The organism is Pedobacter gandavensis (assembly GCF_014172405.1).
Taxonomy (GTDB): Bacteria; Bacteroidota; Bacteroidia; order Sphingobacteriales; family Sphingobacteriaceae; genus Pedobacter; species Pedobacter gandavensis.
In genome coordinates, this window is record NZ_WNXC01000010.1 from 159,571 (window position 1) to 177,919 (window position 18,349).

The window sequence follows — 18,349 nt, forward strand, 5'->3', positions numbered from 1 at the left end:
TGCCTTACTCACCATATATCTTTACTGTCATAAAATTCTTGTTGGATTTGAACCGTAAACAATTGCGTTCGTCTATATAATAATCTTTAACATCCTTTTCATCTATTGTGATTTTAGTCACTTTAAATGGAATGCCGATCACTGTATAATCATACAATTCATAATTTGGGGTATAGAGTCCGGTTGCACTCTGCTCTATGCTCAATTTATTCCGGTCTCCTTTTACACTAAACTTCTTCTCTGAATAAATATCCTGCTCATAGGCAAAAGTATCTCCATGATCCTCAAAGAAGAAGGAATTCACCTCATAATCTGAATAGTAAATATTGAGCAAAACCTCATCAATATTTTTCTCTCCTACATATTGCATCACTGGGTATTCAGGAATTACCGCACCTGCACGAACAAATAACGGCATATGGTCTAAAGCAGCCTGAATCAGGTGTTCACTTTCGCCGGTCAGAATCTCATGTGTCCAGAAATTATACCATTTCCCTTTAGGAAGATATACCATACGGGAGGTTGCTCCCTGCTCCAATACCGGGCATACCAGTATTTTATCCCCAAAAGTAAACTCATCCTGGCGGTAATGGTTCCCTACATTCTCTTGCTCCAACATGACCAATGGTCTTAAAATCGGAAAACCGTAGCGATGATGCTCCCAGAACACAGAATATAAGTAAGGCATTAACCGATACCTCAATTCAATAAAAGTTCTGTTGATGCTGGTATAAGGCTCTCCGAAACTCCATGGTTCTCTTTCCGCAGTATCGCCAGCGGAGTGTGCGCGCATAAATGGAGAAAAAGTACCCAACTGAATCCATCGAGTAAACAATTCCGCATCTGGTTCGCCACTAAAACCGCCAATATCTGTTCCACAAAAAGGGACTCCGGAAACGGACATCCGCTGACACTGGATGTTACCCATTTTCAAATGCTCCCAGGTCGCCACATTATCGCCTGTCCACACGCATCCATACCTTTGCATCCCAGAATATCCAGCTCTGGTTATAGTAAAAGGGCGTTTATTGCGCATCAACTTCTTCAAGCCATCATAGGTAGAACGGACCATTTGCATCCCATACACATTATGCGCTTTACGATGCGACCCTCTATATCCATCAAAATTATGCCTTACATCATTCGGAAAAGTCCCTGCGCCAAATACCGCAGGCTCATTCATATCATTCCATACACCAGCTACACCAATATCAACCAGTTCCTTGTATAAATTACCCCACCATTCCCTGACTACAGGGTTAGTGAAATCAGGGAACTGGCATCTACCAGGCCATACATGGCCCTCCATGAAATAATCATCGCTCCTTCTACAAAAATAATTATGCTCCTTACCTTCTTTAAAAACCCAGTAATTATCATCCACTTTAATTCCAGGATCAATCATTACGACGGTTTTAAAACCATCATTTGCCAACTCCCTGATCATCCGCTTAGGATCGGGGAAGTAATTCTTATTCCAGGTAAAGCAGCGGTAGCCATCCATATAATCGATATCAAGATAAATGGCATCACAAGGAATATTCCTGGAACGGAAACCATCGGCAATTTCTTTTACCTTCTTTTCGGGATAATAGCTCCACCTACATTGGTGGTATCCTAAGGCCCATTTTGGAGGCATAGGATGCGTCCCCGTTAATGTCTGATATCTTTTTACCACGTCCATCATATGTGGCCCATGGATATAATAATATTGCAATTCACCACCATCTGCCCAAAAACTGGTTTTCTGCTGATCTTCTTTACCAAAATCAAAGTAAGAACGGAAAGTATTGTCGAAGAAAATACCATAAGCTGCCTGTTGATTTACACCAATGTAAAAAGGAATTGTACGATACAAAGGATCCTGATCCCATCCAAAAGAATAAGCATCGGTATTCCAATTTTGGAAATGGCGTCCTCTCAGGTTCATATTACCTGATTTATCTCCTAAGCCAAAGAAGTTTTCCTCCGAGTGGCATTTCTTTGTTGCATACACATAATAACCACCAAACTCTACATTTTCCTCCCAATGCATTGGCGCTTCATCTTCACTCATCACCATTTGGTTGAGGTTCTCTACAAAAGAGATCTCAAAGTCTACCTTCCTAACTTTACAAGTAATGGTATTTGTTGAAATCGCATAGTGATCCTCCTGTTCAGTTATTTTAAAAGTTGTCACCTTTTGATCCACCACAGGCACAGCATAAGAGAAATCATCTAGAAAAACACCATGTGGTGCCAGTCTTACTCTAATAATTTCGTCGCTCACAACCCTCACTTCTACCCGGGCATCCCCATCAGAGAAAAAGAACTTATTCCCTTCCTTCTTGACCTTCTGCACTGCAGACAAATATTTCTTTACAATAGGTTTTATATCGGTAACCGGATTGTTTAAATGTTGAATGGTCTCTTCAACAATTTCGGGAATTTTATCCTCCTCTTTTATTTCTTTCCCTTGTTCGCGTTGTTCTTCCATGAAAATCGTTTAAGTAAATGAGCAGATTGATAGATCGTGTATTTTGTACAACTAAGGTTGTTAAAATTTACAGGAAAACCAAAGGATTCTTTTATGGCTTTCAGATTGGCACCTAAAAGCTTAGCGCATAAAAAACCCCGACATTTCTGCCAGGGTTTCTCGACTTTATATTCAACGAGAGCCTATGGATTGAATACGTACGACACATAATACAGCGCTCCAACAGAAGGATTACCATAAGAAGTGAAATAGTATTTATTCAATACGTTAGACCCGCCAATCTTGATCATAGAATTCACCGAAGGTATTTTCAAGTTAACCTGCGCATCAAGTGTGCTGAAAGCAGGTACATCTCCGGAAGCAAAAGAGGAGTTCCAATAGAATTTACCTTGCCAGCGCCAGTTCACATTGAAACCCACGTTTTTGATGATTTGTTGGTTACCAAATCCAAGGTTGTAACGGAACTCAGGTGTATTGAAATCATTGATATAATCTTCTGGAAGACGATCTAGCTTATTGTAAGACACGTTACCACTCAAATTATATTTACCAATTAAATAATCAAGACCAATAGCACCACCATAAGTTTTAACTTCCCCTTTGGCATTTACCGGAACACCAAACTTAGTGAATGAACCATCTTTATTACCTTGATAAACATCAACTGCAGTAATAAAATCTTTATAAATACTGTAATAAGCGTAAGCATCAATCATGAATTTAGGCCCTAACAATCCTTTGTATCCCAACTCATAAGACTGCACACTTTCCGGACGAACACCTTTCGGGTCAAAATCATATGCCTGAAGCAATGCCGGATTTGGTGTACCTGCAGAAGCAGAAGCTAAAAACGCACGGTAACTCACATCAGTAAAGGGCTTGTTCAGCAATAACTCGTATTTGTTTAAGCTAGCTGGCAATCCACCAATCAATCGCTGTGAACCACCACCCACAGATAAATCTATGTACTGATTCTGAGTCGTTGGATTGCGATAGCCTGTCTGATAAGATACGCGGATATTGTTGTTTGGTGCAACGGTAAACACACCGGTTATCCTTGGCGTAAACCTACCATCAAAATTAGAACTTTTATCATAACGTCCGGAAAAGGTCAACTTTAACTTGTCATCTAAAAGTTTCTTTCCGATCTGCGCAAAAGCACCATATTCATTAATGTCAATTCCTTTGTCAAGATCGTCAAAGATAGTACCACCAGATCTCAATTGATACATACGATAAGAAGCACCTACTTGTAATTCCACTACGTTTTTCAACGCATTAGAGAAATTGTACATTCCCTCATAGTGGTATAAATTGGTTTTATCATTAAACTTCGCGCCATAAGTACCATTTTTAAAGTCTGTACTGGCAATCGTCGTGTTCATGATTTTCTCTTTTGCAGCTTCAAACTGAGGAGATCCCGGTTGATATCTACCTACATCCGCAGCCGCTCTTGCGGCAGCATGTGCTTGTGCATCTGTCAAACCTGTAGCTTTGGCACCTACATAATTTCCAACATACTGAGGAAACCAATCCGTAGATTTTTTAGAGGTTTCATTGATATAACTACCCAAAATAGAAGAAATATAAGAATCACCTGAACGCTCTTGCGTGGTATATCCTTTCAGGAAGAAATCCTGACCTTTTAATTCCAATTTAAATTGTCCAATACTGAAATTACGTAGCGAATAACGGTCAGATCCTGTATAAACCGACGTTCCCGTTCCCCAATTCGCTTGCGCAATCGCTTCGATTGTTGGTGTAAAACGATAATGAAGGGCACCTGAACCTTTTAAAGATTGTGTTTTATAATCCACCAAATTCAGCTCCTCATAACCTGTTCTCGACACTGCCTGATCCGGAAGTAAGGCTTTGTTTGCTAATCCTGCCACAAAAGGTCTAAACCTTGGGTCAGTTCCCAGGAAAGTGTTTAAAGCGGTTAATCCAGCGGGATTAGCTTTAAATCCTGCGATCTGAGCAGCAGTAGGTGGCGCTGGTAAACCCAAAGCCTGTTGTATAAAGCCGGAAGTACCCGCATTTACCGCAGCCTGAGCCACATTTCTCATATTCTGACTGACTTCATCTCCATATACATTTATCCCGTCATAGTTAGGGTCAGTCTCTCTTGTACCTTCTTTAAATTTTCGCGCAGCACGATCAAAATCGCTGTAATTATTTGCATGCCAATCTTCTGCCTGCAGGAAAGAGAAACTTCCCTTGAACGCAAACTTGTTGTTAAATGCTTTGGCTACACGAACATCCAGCTGATTGAAAGGTTGTACTTTGGAAGTCGCATCATCCACATGGTTGATCCCGCTTTTAAATTGAAAACTAGCACCTTGATAATCATAAGGATTCTTCGAGGTGATCAACATGGTACCGCTGATTCCACCAGCACCATAAAGTGCACTGGAAGCTCCTGGTAAAAGCTCTACATTGTCTACATCAAGGTCATTGATCCCAACGATGTTACCCACGGAGAAATTCAACCCCGGTGCCTGATTGTCCATTCCATCCACATATTGGTTGAAACGCGTATTTCCATTAGAGTTAAACCCTCTCGTATTGATAGATTTGAAAGTTAAACTCTGCGTACTCATTTCCACACCTTTCAAATTGGTTAAGGCATCATAAAATGAAGGTGCCGCTACTTCTTTGATTGCCGTAGCCCCCATGCGTTCTATGGAAACCGGAGATTCCAAAATCCGCTCCGGGGTTCGCGAAGCTGAAATAACCACCTCTTGCCCTAAAATACCTACTTGCTCCAGCGCCGCATCCAGTTTAGATACGTTTCCCGTGATCTGCTTTTCAATCGGCGCATAGCCTACATAAGAAATTACGATAATAAAAGGAGCTTTCTGAGAAGTACTGAAATTGTACTTTCCATTAATGTCTGTTGCTGTGCCTGAAGTAGTGCCTTTAACGGTAATTCCAACACCTGGTATTGGTTCCTTCGTGGTTTTATCTGTTATTGTTCCACTAATGATCACATTTTGTGCCTGTGCAAATACGGAAGTCATGCACAGCAATAAAAACGTGAGGATCGTTTTTGTAAAAGTTTTGCTCATACTATCGAGAATTTATAGTTGGTTAATTTATCTTAAAATTAATACATTTTTTTAATTATCCAAACGCTATTTTGTCCACAATTTAATTGGCGAAATCATATTTTCATTTCAAATGAATTAAGTTTTATGTTAAATTGCAAAAGCATAAAAATCAATTCCAATTAATTGACAACATAAAGCCGTACATTTAATTCAAGCATGATGAATAAAATAAAAGCCTTGGTTTGCGTGATTATCCCCATATTACTCGCATATGCCTTGAATACAAAGTTTGGAAATACTCCCCCATTGCTAAAATTCCTCAATCCATTCACTGGATTCTGGCAAAATGCCGAAGGCAAAACGACGGCCATAAAGACAAATCTAGCCTTAAAAGGAACCCTTCAAAATGTAGACATTGCGTTTGACGACCGCATGATTCCTCATATCTTTGCAAAAAATGACCATGACGTATATTATGCCCAAGGTTATGTCACTGCCATGCATCGTTTATGGCAAATGGATTTCCAAACACGTTATGCCGCCGGAAGATTATCGGAAGTAGTTGGTAAAAAAGCCATAGAATTAGACCGTTACCAACGCAGAATGGGTATGGTTTACGGAGCTGAAAAATCTATGGAAGGCATGATGGCCGACCCAAAATCTAAAGAAATGGTCCTTGCCTACACCGCAGGGATCAACGCTTATATCCACAGCCTAAACTCCGCAAGCCTTCCTTTAGAGTACAAAATACTAGACTTTAAACCGGAAGATTGGACACCATTGAAATGTGCGTTATTGTTAAAACAAATGTCGGCTGTTTTAGCCATGGGCTCCGACGAGTTTTACATGACCAATATCAGGAAGAAATTTGGCACTGATGTCGTAAAAGACCTGTTCCCGGATTACCCTTTCAAAGAAGACCCAATTATTCCAGTAGGTACAAAATGGGACTTCAAGCCCCTTCCAATTCCAGCACCTCCTGCTGCATTTGGAGAAATGAATACCGCAAATATCAAAACACAGGAGAAAATAGAAGGAATTGGTAGTAACAACTGGGCAATATCCGGTGCAAAAACGCTTTCCGGATCTCCTATCCTAGCCAATGATCCTCACCTGGACCTGACCTTACCTTCCATCTGGTACCAGATCCAACTTCATGCACCCGGCCTAAATGCTTATGGCGTGTCCCTTCCCGGTGCGCCAGGAATTATCATCGGCTTCAACCAAAACATAGCATGGGGTGTCACGAATGTAGCCGCTGATGTCCTCGACTTCTACCAGATCAAATTCAAAGACAACAGCCATAAAAGCTATTGGTACAACAACAAATGGAACAATACCAGCACCCGCCTGGAAAAAATCAAAATCCTTGGAGAAAAGACAGAAGTTGATACGGTATTCTATACCCATCATGGACCTGTGGTCTACCTGCAAAAACCGAAAGACTTCTCCAAAGCCGCCAATGTACCCATTGGAAACGCGCTTCGCTGGATCGCACATGAAAAATCCAATGAGCTCAGAACATTTTATCTGCTAAACAGAGGTAAAAACTACAACGATTATCGCAATGCCCTGACTTATTATACCGCCCCTGCGCAGAATTTTGCTTTTGCTTCCGCAGATAATGATATTTCCATCACCGCAAATGGCAAATTCCCATTAAAATGGAAAGACCAGGGAAAATTCATCCTTGATGGTACTGACCCCAAAAACGATTGGCAGGGCTGGATTCCTGCATCGCAAAATCCAACTGTAAAAAACCCGCCAAGAAACTTTGTCAGCTCTGCCAATCAATCGTCCACTGATCAAACTTATCCTTATTATATCAATTGGGAATTCAGTCCGTATGAGCGTGGAAAAAGGATTAACGACCGCCTTTCTGCAATGACCAAGGCTACAGCCGATAGTATTCGCCTCATGCAAACAGATTCCTATAGCATCTTTGCACAAAACATTCTGCCTTATATCCTTCCAAAGATTAGTCAGCTGGATCTCAATGCGACACAAAAAGAAGCGTTCAGGATTACCTCAGAATGGAACAAATATTACGGTCCTCAATCTGTTGGGGCCAGCGTATTCGACCTCTGGACTAAAAGAATAATGTTTAACATCTGGAATGACGAATTTACGGTGGATGATGTTCCGATGCGCTTCCCATCCAGAGATCGCACCGTTCAACTGATCCAAAAGGATCCCAATTCCAAATGGTTTGACAACATCAATACGCCTGCAAAAGAAACATTAGAAGATGCCGTAAATGAAGCTTTCAAATATGCTTGCGACAGTCTGGAAAGAAAGTATGGCGCCATCAGTATGGATTGGGCTTGGGCAAATGTAAAACATACCAATGTACCACACCTGGCAAAAATCCCCGGTTTCGGTTCTAAGGTGCTCCTAACAGGCGGTGGAAAAATGACCATCAATGCCCTTAGTGAAACCAATGGCCCTTCCTGGAGAATGGTCATCGAACTCGGGAAAAAACCGAAAGGTCATGGCGTTTTTCCTGGTGGTCAATCTGGAAATCCTGGAAGTCCTTTCTATGACAATATGATTGATACCTGGGCAAGCGGGAAATTATATGACCTTTATTTCATGCAATCTCCAAATGATCCTGCTGCCAAAATAATTACTCAATTAAAAATAACCAAAAAATAAAATGATGGTTTTTCTAGTTATCCTTATCGTTTCCTTCCTCCTTCAAATGGTGCTCCCTTGGTGGATCATCATCGTGATTGCTTTCGCTACCTGCGGATTAATCGGCAAAACCGCAAAAATATCCCTATGGGCCCCTTTCTTTGCCATCTTACTACTCTGGACAGGAATGGCGCTCGTTAAAAGTATCCCTAATGATCATATCCTGGCTAAACGCGTGGCCGAAATGATCGGCGTAAAAAGCTGGTACCTCGTCCTAACGCTAACAGCCATTCTTGGTGCTTTTGCAGCGGCCGTAAGTGGTTTCTGTGGTTACCAGTTCAGAAAAGCCCTTCTAAATAAAAATCAGGTCGCCAACTAAAGCAATCTTGTGTATTTTTGCAGCGTGAAGAACTTAATCAAGCAAATATTTTCTATCTCCAATAACGAACAGTTCGAAGAAACCTGCCTGGAGGTGTTTAAACACCAGGCGGAAAACTGTAGCGTTTATAAAGCTTATATCTCCCACCTGAAGGTGGAGCCAAAGGCTATCAAATCTTCAAAAGAAATCCCTTTTCTGCCGATCAGCTTTTTCAAAACCCATGAAGTATTGAGTAGCAAAGCAGCCGTAGAAATTACTTTTAGCAGTTCCGGAACTACAGGAATGTCACAAAGTAAGCATCTGGTGACAGACCTTTCTGTCTATGATCAAAGCTTTACGCTGGCCTTCGAACAGTTTTATGGCCCTATAGAAAACACCTGCTTTCTGGCCTTATTACCTTCCTACCTGGAGCGCGAAGGATCTTCATTAATTTACATGGTTGATGCCTTAATCAGAGATAGCAAACATCCCGATAGTGGTTATTTCCTGCACAACCATGAGGAACTCCACCAAAAGTTAACACAACTGCAAGCCAGCGGACAAAAGACCATCCTAATCGGTGTCACCTACGCCCTGCTCGACTTTATCGAAAAGTATCAGCTAAATTTCCCTGAACTCGTAGTGATGGAAACCGGTGGCATGAAAGGAAAAAGAAAAGAGATGGTACGTGAGGAATTACATCAGCACCTACAAGATGGTTTTGGCGTTAGCGACATCCATAGCGAATATGGCATGACAGAACTACTCGGCCAGGCTTATTCCAAAGGACTTGGTGTTTTCAACTGTCCGCCTTGGATGAAGATTTACCTGCGCGACACCAACGATCCTTTAAGCCTAATCAGCAATAAAAACAGTGGCGGTATTAATGTCATCGACCTTTCCAACCTCAACTCCTGCGCTTTTATCGCTACTCAGGATTTAGGCCGTTTGTTTCCAGACGGATCTTTTGAAGTTCTGGGCAGGTTCGACAATGCAGACATCAGAGGTTGCAACCTGCTCGTTCAATAAAAGCGCATAAAACACCCCTCATTTATAGCCTGAAAATAAAATTACAGCATAAAAAATCCCGGTTCTAAACAAAAGACCGGGATTTTTCATAAGAGACAAAAACGTGTCTGCTAATATATATATCTAATGATCAAAAGCTGGCTTAACAAGCCAGACCTACTGATCATTATCTTATTTTACGCTCAACAAGAAGTAGTTTTTCTTTCCTTTTTGCACAATGATAAACTGATCATTCAACAAATGCTCAGCGCCAATAACCTCTGCAGCATCTTTCAATTTCTCCCTGTTTACCGATACACCACCACCTTGAATCAATTTCTTAGCCTCTCCTTTTGAAGCAAAAACTGTTGCTTTCTCAGCCAGTAAAGTTGCAGCATCAATACCTAAAATCAAGTCATTTTTAGAAATCTCAAATTGAGGAATTCCTTCAAAAATCTCCAATACCTGAGTTTCATTTAAAGTCTTAAAGAAATCTAAAGAACCATTACCGAACAAAAATTCAGAAGTCTTGATCGCAGTTTCCAAAGCCTCTACAGAATGTGTTCTCACCGTGATATCTTCCGCTAAAGCTTTCTGTAAGATGCGCAAATGAGGTGCTGCATCATGCTCAACCTCTAAAGCTTCGATCTCTTCCTGTGTTTTCAACGTAAAGATTCTGATCCATTTTTTAGTATCATCATCAGAAGCATTCAACCAGAACTGGTAGAATTTATAAGGAGAAGTTTTCTCTGGAGCCAACCAAACAGCACCACTTTCCGTTTTACCGAATTTAGTACCATCAGCTTTCTTAATCAACTTTGTAGTTACCGCAAAAGCAGTACCTGCATCTTTACGCCTGATCAATTCTGTACCCGTTACGATATTTCCCCATTGATCTGATCCACCCATCTGCACTAAACAGTTGTGGTGCTTCCACAAATAGTAAAAGTCGAAACCCTGAATCAACTGGTAGCAAAACTCAGTAAATGACAATCCTGAATCACCTTCAAGACGTCTCTTTACACTGTCTTTTGCCATCATATAGTTTACCGTAATGTGCTTACCTACATCCCTGATAAAAGTAAAAAGATTCATATCCTTAAACCAGTCATTATTGTTCACCATGACTGCACCGTTTCCAGCATCTTCAAACGTAAGAAATTTCGAAAGTTGCTTTCTCATTCCGGCAAGGTTATGTTCTACCATATCCTCAGTCTGCAAATTACGCTCATCAGATTTTCCTGAAGGATCACCAACCATTCCGGTTGCTCCGCCTACCAAAGCATAAGGCTTATGTCCTGCACGTTGAAAATGAATCAAAGTCATGATCTGAGTCAGGTGGCCCACATGCAGTGAATCTGCAGTTGGATCAAATCCGATATACCCCGATGTCATTCCTTCATTTAATTTTTCTTCAGTACCAGGCATTATATCCTGCAACATGCCTCTCCAGCGTAACTCTTCAACGAAATTGGTCATTATGTATCTCCTTAGTTTGTCGCAAATATAAGACAAATATGGAAGAAGCTGAGGGCTTCCCGCAATTCAATACCCTTCAGAAACAACGAAATTGAACAAAAATCGCTACTTTTAAACCGATGAACTTTCTTTCCCACTATTATTTTGAACGAGACAACACTGACGAAAACATCGTCATAGGTGTTGTATTGCCCGATCTGATCAAAAATGCACAGAAAGAAATTAACCTATACCCCGGGAAAGAAAAACATCTTTTTTTAAAAGACCCAATTCAACAATCACTGTTAAAAGGCTGGGAAAGACACCTCGAAGTAGACCGGATTTTCCACAATTCAAACTTCTTCAAAGTACAAACTGCTGCCCTGAAGCAATTGATCTTACCCGCTTGTGAAAACAGTCCGGTGAAACCATTTTTCCTCGCACATATAGGTATTGAATTAGTCCTGGACCACATTCTTACGGTAAAAGGTACCGTCAACATCAATACCTTTTACGAACAGCTCATCAAATCCGATAAAAAAGCCATAGCGGCCTTCCTCAACAACTGTGGGGTAACAGATACCAGTATTTTCCTCAAATTCCTGGATAACTTCATCACCAGTAGATACCTGTTCAGCTATCAGAAAATTGAAAACATCTCTTATGCACTCAACAGAATTTGTATGCGCATCTGGCCTCATCCTTTTACAGAAGCACAAACCGAGTTGCTCCATGAAAAACTGATCATTTACCGCGATGCAGTTGAACCAGAATATCTAGACATTTTTAAGCGCATAGAAAGTATTCTCCCCCCTTTATAATCTGAGTTTTTCTATCTTTGTCTTATGCCACTTATGGAGATAAAAGACAAAATGGAAGCCTTGGTTAAGGAGCTTAACCAACATAGTTACAATTATTATGTATTGGCAATGCCCACCATTGCAGATTATGAGTTCGATAAAAAATTAGCCGAGCTGGAACAACTTGAAAAAGCACACCCGGAATTCGCTGACCCTAACTCCCCTACGCAAAAAGTTGGCGGAGATATCACCAAAAACTTTATAACCGTAGCCCACCGCTGGCCAATGTTGTCCTTAGGGAATACCTATAACGAACAAGACCTGCGCGACTTTGACGAACGTGTCAGAAAAGCTATTGGAGACCAGTTTGAATATGTATGTGAACTTAAATTCGATGGACTTTCCATCAGTTTAACCTACGAAAACAACAAACTTGTTCGCGCGGTTACCCGTGGTGATGGAACCAAAGGCGACGATGTGACTACCAACATCAAAACCATTAACAACATCCCACATCAACTGAAAGAAGAAACCGTCCCCCCGCTGTTTGAAATCAGAGGAGAGATATTTATGCACCGTGCAGCCTTTGATCGTCTCAACAAGGAGCGCGAAGAACTTGGAGAGGTACAATATGCCAACCCAAGAAACTTTGCCGCAGGAACGGTTAAAATGCAGGATTCCAAAGAAGTTGCCAGAAGACCATTAGACTGTTTCCTATATTCACTGAATACCGATAAAAACTATTTTAAAACCCACTGGGAAAGCTTACAGCGCCTAAAAGAATGGGGCTTTAATGTCTGTGAACATACGGAATTGAGCAACACCATTGACGATGTGCTTGCTTTTATACACAAATGGGAAGAAAAGCGTTTCAAACTCTCTTATGATATCGATGGAATCGTAATCAAAGTAAACAGTTACGCACAACAACAGGAATTGGGCTTTACCGCTAAATCTCCCCGTTGGGCCATCTCTTATAAATACAAAGCACAGGAAGTAGAAACCATTCTGGAAAAAGTAAGTTACCAGGTCGGAAGAACAGGTGCAGTTACGCCGGTTGCCAATTTAAAACCAGTTCAACTGGCCGGAACAACAGTAAAAAGAGCAACGCTGCACAATGCCAATGAAATCGAGCGACTAGATCTTCATGAAGGTGACACCGTATTTGTTGAGAAAGGTGGAGAGATCATTCCGAAAATCATCAATGTAAACCTGGAAAAACGTAAACCAGATGCTTTAAAAATACATTACCTGACCGAATGCCCGGAATGTAACACGCCATTGATCAGAAAAGAAGGAGAAGTGGCCTTCTACTGCCCTAATGACGAAGCTTGTCCGCCACAAATTGTAGGCAAAATCCAACATTTTATCAGCCGTAAAGCGATGAATATCGACGGATTGGGTGATGAAACCATAGAAACCTTTTACCAACGTGGACTAATCGCTCACATCAGCGACTTATACACCTTACACGAAAGATCTGAAGACCTGAAAACAATAGAACGTTTCGGGGAACGTTCTATTGAAAATATGCTGAAAGGAATAGAAGACTCTAAGCAAATGCCTTTTGAAAAAGTACTTTTCGGATTAGGGATCCGCTATGTTGGCGAAACTGTTGCCCGTAAATTAGCTGTCGGAACCAAAAATATCGACAAATTAATGACCGCAACTGTAGAGGAACTGGTTGCAATTGATGAAATCGGACAAAGAATCGCAGAAAGTATCCTGGAATACTTCGCAAAACCCGAACATATTCATCAAATTGAGTTGTTAAAGTCCTACGGACTCCAGTTTGAAGTGGTAGAAAAAGAAATTACCCTTCAAAGTGACAAGTTAACTGGAAAAACATTCGTAATTTCGGGAGTTTTTGAAAATTACAGTAGAGAAGAACTCAAAGAGATAATTGAAAGCAATGGTGGTAAGATCTTAAGCGGTATTTCCGCAAAACTGAACTACCTTGTCGCGGGTGATAATATGGGACCTTCCAAATTGGAAAAGGCAAATAAATTGAATGTCCCCCTGATTTCACAGGATGACCTATTAGCGTTATTGAAGTAAATAAAAAAGATGAACAAATTTCACGGAACGGGTGTGGCATTGGTCACCCCATTTAATGCAGACGGAACAGTGGATTATCCAGGCCTTAAAAACCTGATCAATCACTTGGTTGAAGGAAAAGTAGAATACCTGGTATCTTTAGGTACAACAGGAGAAGCATCAACACTGAATAAGAGCGACAAGAAGAAGATCTGGGAATTTACTGCTGAAATTAACGATGGCCGTTTACCACTCGTAGCTGGTATCGGAGGAAATGATACGGCTGAACTTGCCCAAAGTATAAAAGATTTCGAAGTGAGTGGTTATGATGCAATTTTATCAGCCAGTCCATATTATAATAAACCAACTCAGGAAGGTATTTACCAGCACTATAAAGCCGTTTCGGAAGCAAGTGCATTACCGGTATTCCTATATAATGTACCAGGTCGTACGGGTAGCAATGTAAGTCCGGAAACTACCTGCCGACTGGCTAATGATTTCAAAAACATCATTGGTACAAAAGAAGCTTCTGGAAGTTTCGACCAGTTCAATCAGATTCTACGTGATAAGCCTGCAGATTTTATGTTGATCTCTGGTGATGATCCAGTAGCCATGCCAATGATTGCATTGGGTGCTGTAGGTGTGATCTCTGTAGTTGGAAACGCATTACCTCAACAATTATCTGACATGATCAGATTGTGTTTAAATGGTGACTTTAAAGCAGCTGCACCTTTGCACCTGGACCTAATTGAGTTTACCAGACTAATCTTCGCAGAAGGTAACCCTGGTGGCGTGAAAGCAGCCTTAAAGCAATTGGGTATCTGTGATGACTATGTGCGTTTGCCATTGGTGCAAGTATCTGAAAACCTGCGCAAAGCAATTATTGCCGAAACCAGCAGAATTACTGCTTAAAAGCAAAACCTTATTCCATAAAAAAAAGCGTCCCGGTTGCCTGGACGCTTTTTTTTTGAATCAAATAGCTTATTTAGCGTCTTTGTTTTTAGTTTCCTGAACTTCTAAGCGAATTGCTTGAGCTAAGTTCTTAAGATCCTGCATACCTTTACGAACACGTGTTCCTGCGGCGCTATTAGCTTTGTTGTAGAATTTGTCTGCATCCGCTTCTAAAGCAGCAACAAGTTCTTTTGCTTCATTAAATTTTTTCATCGTTAATTTACTCCTTTTTAGTTTTTAATGGTTTGATTGATACTCTATTACTAAAGTAAGGTGTTTATTCTAATAAAAAAAGATTTTCAGACAATAATTAAAGCCCTTTTGCAAACTAATTTTAAGACATAAAAAAAGACTGCCTAAAAAAAGCAGTCTTTCCTTTAATCTTATAGAATGGACTAAGCCATAGTGAACTGATGTTCTTTATAATAACCAGTTTTCAATTTCTCAGATACTTCGCTAAAAGCGTCTAATGTACGTTGTACGTCTTCCAAGGTATGAACAGCAGTTGGAATCAACCTAAGCTCAATAAGTCCCTTAGGAATCACTGGATAAACCACAATCGAACAGAAGATACCATAGTTCTCACGTAAGTCCATTGTTAGGGCTGTAGCCTCTAATAACTCCCCTTTTAAGAACACTGGAGTCACCATCGTATTGGTAATCCCCAAATCAAAACCACGTTCTCTTAAACCTTTTTGAAGGGTAGTTGCGATCAACCAAAGACGTTCTCTTAGCTCAGGATTGTTTTTAAGCAGCTCTAATCTTTTCAATAAACCAATCACCATTGGCATTGGCAAAGCTTTCGCAAAAGTCTGCGAACGCATGTTATAGCGGAAATAGTTAGTCAATTCTTGTGTAGAAGCTACGAAAGCACCAATACCTGCCATTGATTTTGCGAAAGTACCGAAGTACACATCTACGCCTTCAATACAACCTTGCTCTTCATGCGTACCTGCACCAGTAGGTCCCATCGTACCAAAACCATGTGCATCGTCAATTAACAAACGGAAATTAAACTCTTTTTTCAATTCGATTAATTCTTTCAGTTTACCTTGAGCACCGGACATACCGAAAACACCTTCCGTAATTAAAAGAATACCACCGCCCGACTGTTCAGTCAGTTTAGTCGCACGTTCTAACTGCTTGCGTGCACTCTCAATATCATTGTGTTGGTAAACAAAGCGTTTACCCATGTGTAAACGTAAACCATCGATAATACAAGCATGAGATTCCGCATCATAAACGATCACGTCATTTCTGTCTACTAAACAATCGATGATAGATACCATACCCTGATAACCAAAGTTCAATAAGAACGCATCTTCTTTCCCTACAAATGCAGCCAATTCCTGCTCCATTTGCTCATGGTACTTAGAATTACCAGACATCATCCTTGCACCCATCGGGTAAGCCATACCAAAATCTGTCGCACCCTGCTTATCCGCTTCCCTAACTTCAGGGTGATTGGCTAAACCCAAATAGTTGTTTAAACTCCAAACTAAATGCTCTTTGCCACGAAAATTCATATGAGGTGCGATTTCCCCCTCTAATTTAGGAAAAGAGAAATATCCATGTGACCATTTCTGGTGCTGACCAATCGGTCCCATGCGTTTTGCTACTTTATCAAAAATATCCAATGTGTATTTATTTAAATGTGATGTATCTTATTTTTTTGCAAATTTAAGGTTAATCTGCTTCAATAGCAATTTTACCTGGCAGCGCTTTAAGCCGCTTGCCCAGCTCCACACACGATTATTATGCCAAAAAAGCCTTAACAACAAAATTGCTAAGGCTTTTTTAAATATTTAAACTGATGTGTTAATCAACGTTATCGTGTAAAAATGAGTTATTCGGTCTGATCTCTGTTGATCCTTCTTCATCATTACTCAAAGTAAATCTTGATACCTGAGATTCTGAAGAGTGCTGAACCTGCTCCAACTGCATTTGCTTACGTTTATAAGCCGGCTCATTTTCCAGTTCCTGCAAACCATTGCTGGTTCTCAGTTTCATACTCAGGTCCTTTAATCTTAAGATACGCTCTTTAGATTTTTTCAGCTGATCTTCGATAGAATCATCATTCTTATCATCATCTGCACCTGGCTCTTCGATTTCCTGACGTTGAGGCTCTACATTGTTATGAAATACGGATTCTGGTTTTTCAAAAGTAAAATCAGTTTCCGCCACTTTGACCTCAAACTCAAAAGAAGGATCATGTTGATTTTCGGCAACAGGAGCCTCTTCTTCTACTAAAGTATGTCTAACGATGCCATTGTTATCTGGCTCTTGATAAGCTCTTTTATTGTTGCCATATAAATCACCAAAAAGATCAGATTGCTTGATCTCTTCTTTAGATTTCATTACTGGCTCATTGGAATAAGCTTCCGGTCTTGGAGCGATAAAAGAATTTACTGCTTCTACCGGTTTAACCAATGGAGCCTCCTCAGGCGTAAGCAAAGAAACTTTTCTTACATTTTTTTTTTCTTCATCACGTTGTTCTGTAGTTTGGAATCCAGTCGCAATAATCGTTACCGATAATTTGTCCTCCAGATTCTCATCAATACAGTTACCCCAGATCAGGTCCGCAGAAAGTCCTGCTTTATCCTGAATATAGTCCGTGATAATGGTCACCTCATCCATCGTTACTTCACGTAATCCTGAACTGATATTTAATAAAATATATCTGGCGCCTTCAATTTCGTTATCTTTTAACAATGGAGAAGCCAATGCGCCTTCCACTGCGTTTAATGCTCTATTCTCACCATCACAAGCAAAACTACCCATGATTGAAACCCCACTGTCCTTCATCACCGTACGCACATCCTTAAAATCCACGTTGATGTAACCAGGTACTGTAATGATCTCTGCAATTCCTTTGGCTGCGGTAGTTAAGATATCATCTGCCTGTGCAAAAGCAGAACCTAAAGTCAGGTTACCGAAAATTTCCCTTAACCTGTCGTTCGAGATCACAAGGTAAGAGTCTACATATTTCTTCAGCTCATCCAAACCATCATTGGCCTGCATCTTACGTCTTTTACCTTCAAAGGCAAATGGCGTAGTTACAATCGCAACGGTTAGGATATCCAATTCTTTCGCGGCTTTAGCAATAATCGGGCTTGCACCTGTTCCGGTACCACCACCCATTCCGGCAGTGATAAATAACATCTTTGTGGTGCTTCCCAGCATTTGTTTGATGTCATCTATATTCTCTATAGCAGAATTCTTCCCTACCTCAGGAATTGAGCCTGCACCCATTCCCTCTGTTAAGCTAGCACCCAATTGTACCTTATTAGGGATCGGACTAAACTCCAATGCTTGCGCATCTGTATTACAAATAATAAAGTCTACACCTGTAATTCCCTGACGGTACATATGGTTTACCGCATTACCACCACCGCCACCAACACCAATAACCTTGATGATTGATGACTTATCTTTTAACATTTCGAACTGCATATCTTTATGAATCAGTTGTTTAAAAATTCGTTTTTCCTGTTCATCTACCAACGTAATAATACCAATTTTTAACAGGGCTTTTCTATATCTGTTTGGAATGTGGAAAAATCGCTAATTGTGGATA

At 40.6% G+C, this 18,349-nt stretch carries 12 protein-coding genes; 6 read left to right on the top strand and 6 right to left on the bottom strand.

All coding sequences use genetic code 11. The features are described from left to right. Positions 1 to 4: 4 nt before the first annotated feature. Positions 5 to 2,476, bottom strand: a complete 2,472-nt coding sequence (locus GM920_RS21945) for a glycoside hydrolase family 31 protein (RefSeq protein WP_182961534.1) — start codon at positions 2,474 to 2,476, stop codon at positions 5 to 7. Between the two features lie 182 nt (positions 2,477 to 2,658). Then, positions 2,659 to 5,544: a TonB-dependent receptor gene (locus tag GM920_RS21950; RefSeq protein ID WP_182961535.1), complete on the bottom strand. Its 2,886-nt coding sequence runs from the start codon at positions 5,542 to 5,544 to the stop codon at positions 2,659 to 2,661. A 198-nt stretch (positions 5,545 to 5,742) separates the two neighbouring features. Here GM920_RS21950 and GM920_RS21955 point away from each other — a divergent pair, with 198 nt between their 5' ends. The 3 genes from GM920_RS21955 to GM920_RS21965 are packed head-to-tail and all read left to right on the top strand — an operon-like array spanning position 5,743 to position 9,547. Beyond that, entirely contained in the window at positions 5,743 to 8,181 is a 2,439-nt protein-coding gene (locus GM920_RS21955; RefSeq protein ID WP_317171582.1) for a penicillin acylase family protein, read from the top strand. 1 nt (position 8,182) lies between these two features. Then, on the top strand, positions 8,183 to 8,539 hold the full coding sequence (locus GM920_RS21960; RefSeq protein ID WP_235964608.1) for a hypothetical protein: 357 nt from the start codon (positions 8,183 to 8,185) through the stop codon (positions 8,537 to 8,539). A 24-nt stretch (positions 8,540 to 8,563) separates the two neighbouring features. Then, positions 8,564 to 9,547 carry a LuxE/PaaK family acyltransferase gene (locus GM920_RS21965; protein ID WP_182961536.1) on the top strand — a complete coding sequence of 328 codons (984 nt, stop codon included), beginning with the start codon at positions 8,564 to 8,566 and terminating at the stop codon, positions 9,545 to 9,547. Between the two features lie 171 nt (positions 9,548 to 9,718). Here the strand turns inward: GM920_RS21965 and tyrS are convergent, their stop codons facing one another. Beyond that, entirely contained in the window at positions 9,719 to 11,005 is a 1,287-nt protein-coding gene (gene tyrS, locus GM920_RS21970; protein WP_182961537.1) for a tyrosine--tRNA ligase, read from the bottom strand. Positions 11,006 to 11,124: 119 nt separating this feature from the next. Between tyrS and GM920_RS21975 the strand changes: the two genes are divergently transcribed. From GM920_RS21975 to dapA, 3 genes are read left to right on the top strand one after another with little or no spacing between them, the layout of a single operon-like run. Further along, positions 11,125 to 11,805 carry an ACP phosphodiesterase gene (locus GM920_RS21975; protein WP_182961538.1) on the top strand — a complete coding sequence of 227 codons (681 nt, stop codon included), beginning with the start codon at positions 11,125 to 11,127 and terminating at the stop codon, positions 11,803 to 11,805. Positions 11,806 to 11,829: 24 nt separating this feature from the next. Next, positions 11,830 to 13,842 (top strand): NAD-dependent DNA ligase LigA, encoded by a 2,013-nt coding sequence (ligA, locus tag GM920_RS21980; protein ID WP_182961539.1) that lies wholly within the window; start codon positions 11,830 to 11,832, stop codon positions 13,840 to 13,842. 9 nt (positions 13,843 to 13,851) lie between these two features. Then, positions 13,852 to 14,733: a 4-hydroxy-tetrahydrodipicolinate synthase gene (gene dapA / locus GM920_RS21985; protein ID WP_182961540.1), complete on the top strand. Its 882-nt coding sequence runs from the start codon at positions 13,852 to 13,854 to the stop codon at positions 14,731 to 14,733. 69 nt (positions 14,734 to 14,802) lie between these two features. Here the strand turns inward: dapA and GM920_RS21990 are convergent, their stop codons facing one another. From GM920_RS21990 to ftsZ, 3 genes are all read right to left on the bottom strand, one after another. Further along, positions 14,803 to 14,985, bottom strand: a complete 183-nt coding sequence (locus GM920_RS21990) for a hypothetical protein (RefSeq protein ID WP_062547107.1) — start codon at positions 14,983 to 14,985, stop codon at positions 14,803 to 14,805. 182 nt (positions 14,986 to 15,167) lie between these two features. Further along, positions 15,168 to 16,409 (bottom strand): aminotransferase class I/II-fold pyridoxal phosphate-dependent enzyme, encoded by a 1,242-nt coding sequence (locus GM920_RS21995; RefSeq protein ID WP_182961541.1) that lies wholly within the window; start codon positions 16,407 to 16,409, stop codon positions 15,168 to 15,170. 181 nt (positions 16,410 to 16,590) lie between these two features. After that, complete coding sequence (ftsZ, locus tag GM920_RS22000; protein ID WP_182961612.1) at positions 16,591 to 18,225, bottom strand: cell division protein FtsZ; 1,635 nt, start codon at positions 18,223 to 18,225, stop codon at positions 16,591 to 16,593. Between the last annotated feature and the right edge of the window lie 124 nt (positions 18,226 to 18,349).

Excerpts from the sequence above, each read along its gene's own strand:
- ligA (WP_182961539.1), top strand. The coding sequence starts at position 11,830 with ATGCCACTTATGGAGATAAAAGACAAAATGGAAGCCTTGGTTAAGGAG.
- ftsZ (WP_182961612.1), bottom strand. The coding sequence starts at position 18,225 with ATGCAGTTCGAAATGTTAAAAGATAAGTCATCAATCATCAAGGTTATT.
- tyrS (WP_182961537.1), bottom strand. The coding sequence starts at position 11,005 with ATGACCAATTTCGTTGAAGAGTTACGCTGGAGAGGCATGTTGCAGGAT.
- GM920_RS21990 (WP_062547107.1), bottom strand. The coding sequence starts at position 14,985 with ATGAAAAAATTTAATGAAGCAAAAGAACTTGTTGCTGCTTTAGAAGCG.
- GM920_RS21950 (WP_182961535.1), bottom strand. The coding sequence starts at position 5,544 with ATGAGCAAAACTTTTACAAAAACGATCCTCACGTTTTTATTGCTGTGC.
- GM920_RS21975 (WP_182961538.1), top strand. The coding sequence starts at position 11,125 with ATGAACTTTCTTTCCCACTATTATTTTGAACGAGACAACACTGACGAA.
- GM920_RS21955 (WP_317171582.1), top strand. The coding sequence starts at position 5,743 with ATGATGAATAAAATAAAAGCCTTGGTTTGCGTGATTATCCCCATATTA.
- GM920_RS21945 (WP_182961534.1), bottom strand. The coding sequence starts at position 2,476 with ATGGAAGAACAACGCGAACAAGGGAAAGAAATAAAAGAGGAGGATAAA.
- GM920_RS21960 (WP_235964608.1), top strand. The coding sequence starts at position 8,183 with ATGATGGTTTTTCTAGTTATCCTTATCGTTTCCTTCCTCCTTCAAATG.
- dapA (WP_182961540.1), top strand. The coding sequence starts at position 13,852 with ATGAACAAATTTCACGGAACGGGTGTGGCATTGGTCACCCCATTTAAT.